Origin of the sequence: Nonomuraea endophytica, assembly GCF_014203235.1 — a bacterium.
Taxonomy (GTDB): Bacteria; Actinomycetota; Actinomycetes; order Streptosporangiales; family Streptosporangiaceae; genus Nonomuraea; species Nonomuraea endophytica.
This window is the reverse complement of sequence record NZ_JACHIN010000046.1, coordinates 1-1096: the sequence shown is the minus strand read 5'-3', so window position 1 is coordinate 1096 and position 1096 is coordinate 1. Positions and strand designations below refer to the sequence as shown.

The 1096-nt window shown below is 65.1% G+C and carries 2 protein-coding genes; both read left to right on the top strand.

Going from position 1 to position 1096, the window contains the following annotated elements:
* Window positions 1-865 (top strand): replication initiator (locus tag HNR40_RS53445; protein ID WP_376773630.1); only part of this gene is annotated, 865 nt, incomplete at its 5' end.
* A 29-nt stretch (window positions 866-894) separates the two neighbouring features.
* The gene (locus HNR40_RS53440; protein ID WP_184976639.1) at window positions 895-1071 is read left to right on the top strand and encodes a helix-turn-helix domain-containing protein; all 177 of its coding nucleotides are present in this window, start codon (window positions 895-897) and stop codon (window positions 1069-1071) included.
* Window positions 1072-1096: the final 25 nt, after the last annotated feature.

Sequence of the window (1096 nt, the reverse complement as noted above, 5' to 3'; positions counted from 1 at the left end):
ACACGGCCTACCCAAAGTCCGGCTCTCCCACGGCAAAGCCGCCGAATACCAAGCACGCGGCGCAGTCCACTTCCACATCCTGCTCCGCCTGGACGGCATCAACCCCGACCAGCCTGACGCCATCACCACACCCCCGGACGGCATCACCACCAACGACATCATCGCCGCGCTCACCTCGGCCGCCGCCACCATCGCCTACACCACCGCACCCCATCCCGAGCAACCCGGCGGCTGGCGCATCGCCTGGGGCAAGCAGCACGAGATCCGGCCCATCACCCTGTCGGCCTCCGGCGACGCCCTCGACGACCAAGCCGTTGCCGCCTACCTCGCCAAGTACTCCACCAAAGGCACCGAAGCCACTGGCCACACCTCCCGCAGGCTTACCCCTGACACCATCGATCTGTACGCCAGCCCCACCGGCACCCATCCCGAACGTCTTATCGACGCAGCCTGGAAACTCGGCCAGACTCCCGAATGGGGAGGATTACGCAGGTGGGCGCACATGCTCGGCTTCGGCGGACACTTCCTCACCAAAGCCCGCCGCTACTCGATCACCTTCGGCTCCATCCGCCAAGAACGAGCCGCCTACAAGCGCGCACAAGCCCTCAAACGCCATCCCCCAGGGATAGAGGGACACCACCAAACATCGCGCTTTCACCGTCAACAACTCCTTGACAGCAAAACCGAGGAAACCACCCTCATCATCGGATTCCTCACCTACGCAGGCACCGGCTGGCACACCACCGGTGACCAACTCCTCGCCAACACGGCAGCGGCACAAGCCCGCGAACGCACCCGAGCAGGACGCGAAGACCTCACCCACGACAGCTGGGAACAGAGTCCGTCCACACCGCTCGCAGCCTGACGAACCCTCAGACAGCGAACGGAGTACCGGTGACCAAGGACCAACGCCTGTGGACACCCGAGGAGGTCTCTGAGTTCCTCGGGATTCCGCTCGGCACCCTCTACCAATGGCGCACTCGGCGCGTCGGCCCCAGAGGACGGCGGGTAGGCAAGCACCTCCGCTATGCGCCCGCTGACGTGCGCGCGTGGTTCGAGGAGCAGCTATGACGGTCTATGACCGCTGGCACAAGTC